Here is a 6,400-nt window from a genome sequence, read left to right as displayed (position 1 = left end):
ATGATGGAGGGAAAGAATGCATAGAAGGAGGCGGCAAAGAAAGCAATGATGCGGCTTTTCAAACAGAGTTTGGTCCCGAAATACAGCAGGACTACAGTAGCGGTATCCAGCACGCAGTTAAAAGCCTGTGTCGTGAAAACGGAAGGCTCAAACAGAGAATATAACCCCGATAAGGTGATGGCGTAGAAACCCCATGCGGTAGCCATGGAATATACATGGGGATCGCTGGGCACACCTGTCTGCGCGAGACTGACAGCATTCTGATGGGCAAGCCAAAAATCGACGGCGGGCTGGGTTTGGATCAGCAGTACCGCGTACATGCGGACTGTAAAAGCAAGCAAGGCCAATACACCCAAAAGCAGCCATTCCTGCCCGCGTGAAACAGTGCCTGACACACAGCGAAACGCATAGATGCATAAACAGGCCAAAGCGCCCCAGCCGGCTATTAAAACCGGAAGATAGGGGCGGGCACGCCAATAACCGAATACATAGGTTGCTGTGAAATATGCGGCCAGCAAAAGGGGAAAGATTGCAAGGAAAGGGTAAAATATTCTCACAGGCCAAACAACAGGTCGTTCGTTCATAAGCAACCTCCATTTTAAAATGTAAATACTCACCAATAATATCATACTCAAATTGGCATTGCAAATGTTTTAATAAATTATTCGAACCTCCGGTTCGATTTTTAGAGATAGGGATACAGCAATGTTATGCCCGAATTACTCATATCTCAGCAACACTTCCGCTAAATATATATAAAAAATTCCGGATCATGCCGTATTTGAGCATGTGACGCACATTTGGTCAATTTTGTATTTACAATTGGATAAGGAGCATATATAATAATTATTATTAATCTGTAAAAAACACAGAGAAGCAGGGAGAATTTGTGGCATGAAAAGAAAAATTGCGCAAAAAAATTCTCCCCCATTCGAACCGAACGGGGGAGAATTTTCTAAAGATGTCACCAATGTCTGTAAAGGGCTTGCGGTTGCTTTGCTGTTGTGTCACCATGCTTTTACCGGAAGCTCTGAATTTTTGTCTACGATTGTTCCGGACATAATTGCCGGAGTAAATATAACAGCTTCTGTCGGCGCATTTGGAAAAATTTGCGTTACAATTTTTTTAACTCTCAGTGGATATGGGCTGTATCGCAAGTATTCCTCCGATGTGCGTTGGGAACAAGCGCCAAGGGCTTTTATATACAATTCCCTGATCAAGCTGCTGGTAATTTACCAGTTTATTTATCTGCTGGCTCTTCCAATAAATGTGGCGTTGGGGCGCTCCATTATGACCATTTACGGCGACAAGGTTCCGCTGGTAAATGCGGTGGTGGATTTTTTCGGGCTGTCCTATCTGTTCCAGTTTCTGAAGCTGAATCCCACCATGTGGTATATGTCGCTGGCGATTGTGTCGGTTCTGCTGTTTCCCTTCCTCAAAAAACAGACCGACCGTTATGGAGTTGTCCCGCTGGTGCTGTTCGCATGGCTGGCGCATGCCCTGGCTTCCGATGAGCTGATCCGTGACTTTGGAGCGTTTCTTTCCGGTATCCTGATTGCTCGATATGATTTGTTCGAGAGGATTCGCGCGTATCGGCCTTTTGGAATGGTTAAGGAGAAAAATGCCCTCCTCGGGGGGGGGGTAACGCTCAAGCTTCTTGCTATGACGGTGATTCTGGCTCAGATGGTCCAGCTTCGGATGCTGGTTTCAAATGTGGATTATCTGATCGCGCCGTTTCTGATTTGCTGGCTGTACTGTTATGTTGCCCCCCTTCCAGGAATTCGGCATGTGCTCGCCTACCTGGGCAGGCATTCCGGAAACATATTCATGACACACAGCTATTTTTTGCTTTTATGTCCGCAATTGGTGTACTGGAACACGGCTCCGGTTTTGATTTTCGCGACGTTGCTGGTGCTGTCCCTGGCCGCGTCCTATCTGGTAATATGGCTATTTCGATTGTTCCGGGTTGATCATTTGCAAAAATATTTGTTGGAGAGGTGGGGCTCCGTTCAGCAGAACTGAGGAGCAAATAGAAATATGATTACATTTAATCAGCCCCCATATGTGGGAACGGAACCGGAGTATATGGCGTCTGCCGTTCGCGCCCGGAAAATATGCGGCGATGGGCAGTTTACCAAACAGTGCGGCGCATGGCTGGAAGAACGCTTTCACTCCCAACGTGCGCTTTTGACGACCAGCGGCACCACGGCTCTGGAAATGGCGGCGATCCTGTGCGGGATCCAACCGGGAGACGAGGTGATCCTGCCCAGCTTCACATTTTCTTCGACAGCAAACGCGTTTGTGCTGGTGGGGGCTCGGTTGGTATTTGTAGATATCCGTCCGGATACAATGAATCTGGATGAACAAAAAATCGAAGCCGCTATTACAGACAGGACCAGGGTGATTGTACCCGTGCATTACGCGGGTGTGAGCTGCGAAATGGACGTCATAGAGGACATTGCGTGCCGGCGTGGGCTTAAAGTCGTGGAGGACGCGGCCCAGGGGGTCATGAGTCGTTATCATGGACAGGCGTTGGGGACGTTTGGCGACTTCGGTTGCTTTTCGTTTCATGAGACCAAAAACTATTCAATGGGAGAGGGCGGCGCTCTTTTGATCCGTGAAGAAACGGATATTGAGCGCGCGGAGATTATTCGGGAAAAAGGAACGAACCGCGCCAATTTTCTGCGGGGTCAGGTGGATAAATATACTTGGGTGGATTATGGCTCCTCTTATCTGCCCAGCGATCTGAACGCGGCGTATCTGTGGGCGCAGTTGGAACAAGCGGACGTGATCAATGAGGATCGATTGGCCTCCTGGAGACGGTATTATGCTGGGCTCACGCCTTTGGCGCAAGCAGGGCGAATTGCGCTTCCGGTCGTGCCAAAGGCGTGCGAGCACAACGCCCACATGTTTTACATCAAGGCGAAGGATATCGAGGAACGCAGCCGCTTGATTGCATATCTAAAGAGCCGTGGGATCCAGGCGGTATTTCATTATGTGCCGCTTCACAGCGCTCCGGCGGGACGGAAATATGGACGTTTCTGCGGCGCAGATGAATATACCACAAGGGAGAGCGAGCGTCTTTTGCGGCTGCCGATGTATTACGGTCTGAGACCGGAGGATGTGGATGCGGTAATTAAAGCCGTGGAGGACTTTTATTCACAGGGGGACAGGCATTGAAAAAAATAATGATCGTTGCCGGAGGGCAGTGGCAGATCCCATTGGTAAAAAAGGCGAAGGAAATGGGCCTGTATGTGATCTGCTCCAATCTCTATCCAGACTCTCCCGCCTTCCCATATGCCGACGCCTGCGAGGTGGCGGATGTACGCGACCGGGAGAAAAATCTGGAATTTGCCCGAAAGCATCGGCCGGACGCGATTGTAACTGATCAGAGCGATATCGCGGTGGGGACGGTAGCTTGGCTGAATGAGCAGCTGGGACTGCGCGGGATCGGCAGCGCGGTAGCGGAACGGTTTACGAATAAATATGAGATGCGCCGCTTTGGGCGTGCGCACGGGTTCCCGATGCCGGACTTTCAGCTTTGCCATGAGTTGGAGGAAGCAGCGGCATTCCTCGACCGGTATGGAGATGTCATTGTGAAGCCGATGGACAGCCAGGCCAGCCGGGGCGTGCGCCGTGTGCGCAGCCATCGGGAGCTGGAGGCGGCATTTCCGGCTGCACTGGGGTACTCCAACCGGGATCAGGCGGTATTGATCGAGCAGTATGTGTCGGGCACGGAATTTACCGTGGATGGTATCTGCTGCGAAGGGCGGCACCATTCTCTGGCTGTTTCAGAGAAACGGCACTATGAAAAATACCCAAACGTGGCCTCTGTGTTGTATTTTTCGCAGACAAATCCGCGGTTTGACTATGACCGCTTAAAGCAGCAAAACGATGCCTTGGCGGAAAGGATGGGTCTGCCATTTGGGTTGACCCATGCGGAGTATATCTGGCACGATGGGGAATATTATCTGGTGGAGATCGCCGCCCGCGGCGGCGGCTCGAATATTTCCGGTAAGATCGTTCCCTTGATGTCAGGCGTGGACAGCACGGGCACACTGCTCCGGATGGCGCTGGGAGAGCGGGTGGGGTGGTACGATCTTGGAAAGGACCCGGTTCCGCGGACGCGTTGCTGTGTATTGGAATTTTATGATTTCCCAGCCGGGCGGGTCAGCTCAGTTCATGGACTCGATTTCCTGGAACAGAGCCTTCATATTGTGGAGCATCGTTTTTTGACGAAGCCGGGCGATTGGCTGGGAGAACCGGAGGATGACGGGGTACGTCCCGGTCATTTTATTGCATACGCTGATACCCAGGAGGAGCTGGAGGAAATTCGCCGGCAGGTGAAGCGTCAAGTATACGTGGAATACGATGAGTAAAAATTGGCCATCCGCGCCGCCCTGGGCGCATTTCATCAAACGCGCCTGCCCACTCTATGGGCAGGCGTGCAAAAAAATAGCTGCAAAGCAACTATTTTTAACAGGCATGACCTAAAAAGGTGTTTTTTGGAAAAGGAGAAGGGCAATGCGGATCGTTCGCAACCGGGCGCAGGCGATTTTATATGATTTCTGGTGCAGTGTTCCTGTTCGGGGAAAGGTCCTGATTCCAGCCAGCACCTGTGAGGTGATTCCTGTTACTTATATGAAGCTGGGAATGGATTTTGAATTGGTGGATATAAAGCGCGGCACACAGTCCATGGATCTGGAATTGGCGGAACAGATGCTGCAAAAGGACGCATCCATTCAGGCGCTTCATTATGTCTACAATTATGGATATGAGGAAGAATCCGTTGATCGCAAGCTGCAATATTTGAAAGAAACGTATTCCATTCAGGTTATTGAAGATAAGTGCCTGTGCTTGCCATGCCTGCGCGAACCGCAGCATGTTTTTTCAGATTTGATTCTTTTCAGTACGGGATATGGAAAATACGTGGATGTTGGAGGTGGATTTGGATACCTCAACGAGATGTGGAAAGAGCACTTTCGCTGGAATCCAATTCCTTTTTCCAAACAGGCTTTGCAGGAGATGAAGCAGTCCATTCACATATCTAGAGAGAAAGCTAGCCTGTATCCGATGCAATCCGCACGCCTTGACTGGTTGGAAAACAGGCGTCTGGAAGATGAGGAAGCTTATATGCGGACTGTTCTTCAGGCGACGGAGCAGATGAAAGCGCATAAAGAAAAGCTGAATGCGATTTATTCAGAATGGATTCCCAAAGAGGTTCAGCTTCCACATGGTTTTCATACGTGGCGTTTCCAGATCCGGACAGATCAAAGCGAGCGGATTTGCGCAGAAATTTTTCGGGAGGGTTTGTTTGCGAGCCGTCATTATCAATCCCTGGGGAATGGAGTGTTTTCGGCGAAGGACTTTCCAAAGGCTTCGGAGGAACACAATCAGATTGTAAACCTGTTTAATGATTGTCATTATACTGAGGAAATGGCAACACGCACTGCAAAAATTATTGCGCGTGTCGTCTGCGGCGGGAAAATATGACGGTATGTGCGTTTCAAAAGAATAAGCGATATGTAAAGGAGTGGAATCCAGTTTGCCCGGATGTTGTCTTACATTTGATGTGGATATGACAGCCAGCAAAAATGGAAAAACCATTTTTGTAGATGAATTTCAATATTGTTTTGATAGTATACAGAATATCCTGCGGAAATTTCCACGCATTCGGACCACATGGTTTATTCGTTTGGATCAAAACATGGCGGAGATCTATGGCAGGGCGGATTATATGTTTTCCGCTCATTTGGCAGAGATTGAATGGCTTAAAGAACAGGGGCACGAGATTGCCTGGCATATACATCCGTATATCAGGAAAAATGGGGTATGGGCACAAAACGCAGACCTTCCTTCCGTTTTGGAGGAGGTGTGTAAATTTTTTCCTATGGCTGAGAGATACGGCATTGCACGTACCGTACGTTTTGGATGGGGGTATCAGGCCAACGAATTGATGGCTCTGCTGAGTAAATTGGGATGCAAAGTGGACAGCTCTGCTATTCCCCGTCCCAGGTATTCGTGGGCCAATCAGAATACAGACTGGAGTCTGGCCCCTCGTGAGCCATATCGTCCGGCAGCCTCCAATTATCAGGAGCGCGGAGAGGATTTGGATATTCTGGAAGTTCCCATGACTACTACTGTAATTCCCGCCAGCTATGATAACGGCCAAGAAATTTACCGGTATATCAATCCCGCCTACCATCATGATGTCTTTCGGCGTGCAATGCAGTCCATAAAGGGTGACTGTGTTCTGATTACCCATCCGGCAGAAGTCAGTTCGCTGTGGGATTGTTCGCATGAGTTACTGTCGTACAATGCAGGCGTGGTCTATGCAAACATTGAAAGCATATATGATCAATATTCATTTTATACGGTGAGTTCCATGTTACCCCCCCCC

Annotated in this window: 6 protein-coding genes; 5 read left to right on the top strand and 1 reads right to left on the bottom strand. The window is 49.4% G+C overall.

The features are described 5' to 3' along the window. Positions 1-590, bottom strand: a 590-nt coding sequence (locus FMM72_RS16785) for a hypothetical protein (protein ID WP_162222094.1), incomplete at its 3' end; no start/stop codon positions are given. A 304-nt stretch (positions 591-894) separates the two neighbouring features. On the opposite strand from FMM72_RS16785, the gene FMM72_RS16780 reads away from it, so the two are divergent. The 5 genes from FMM72_RS16780 to FMM72_RS16760 form a co-directional block, all read left to right on the top strand. After that, the gene (locus tag FMM72_RS16780) at positions 895-2,022 is read left to right on the top strand and encodes an acyltransferase family protein (protein WP_162222093.1); all 1,128 of its coding nucleotides are present in this window, start codon (positions 895-897) and stop codon (positions 2,020-2,022) included. Positions 2,023-2,037: 15 nt separating this feature from the next. Beyond that, positions 2,038-3,180, top strand: coding sequence for a dTDP-4-amino-4,6-dideoxygalactose transaminase (gene rffA / locus FMM72_RS16775; RefSeq protein ID WP_162222092.1), 1,143 nt, complete (start codon positions 2,038-2,040; stop codon positions 3,178-3,180). After that, positions 3,177-4,379, top strand: a complete 1,203-nt coding sequence (locus FMM72_RS16770) for an ATP-grasp domain-containing protein (RefSeq protein ID WP_162222091.1) — start codon at positions 3,177-3,179, stop codon at positions 4,377-4,379. The genes rffA and FMM72_RS16770 overlap by 4 nt, the downstream gene beginning before the upstream one ends. Before the next feature lie 340 nt (positions 4,380-4,719). Beyond that, on the top strand, positions 4,720-5,493 hold the full coding sequence (locus FMM72_RS16765) for a hypothetical protein (RefSeq protein ID WP_162222090.1): 774 nt from the start codon (positions 4,720-4,722) through the stop codon (positions 5,491-5,493). A gap of 52 nt (positions 5,494-5,545) precedes the next feature. Then, on the top strand, positions 5,546-6,400 hold an 855-nt coding region (locus FMM72_RS16760; RefSeq protein WP_162222089.1), incomplete at its 3' end, for a hypothetical protein.

Source organism: Anaerotruncus colihominis, assembly GCF_010206195.1.
GTDB lineage: Bacteria > Bacillota > Clostridia > Oscillospirales > Ruminococcaceae > Anaerotruncus > Anaerotruncus colihominis_A.
The sequence above is the reverse complement of the archived record's forward strand: the minus strand, read 5'-3'. Positions and strand labels throughout refer to the sequence as shown.

Coding starts and splice junctions, on each gene's coding strand:
- FMM72_RS16780 (WP_162222093.1), top strand. CDS start 895: ATGAAAAGAAAAATTGCGCAAAAAAATTCTCCCCCATTCGAACCGAAC.
- rffA (WP_162222092.1), top strand. CDS start 2,038: ATGATTACATTTAATCAGCCCCCATATGTGGGAACGGAACCGGAGTAT.
- FMM72_RS16765 (WP_162222090.1), top strand. CDS start 4,720: ATGCTGCAAAAGGACGCATCCATTCAGGCGCTTCATTATGTCTACAAT.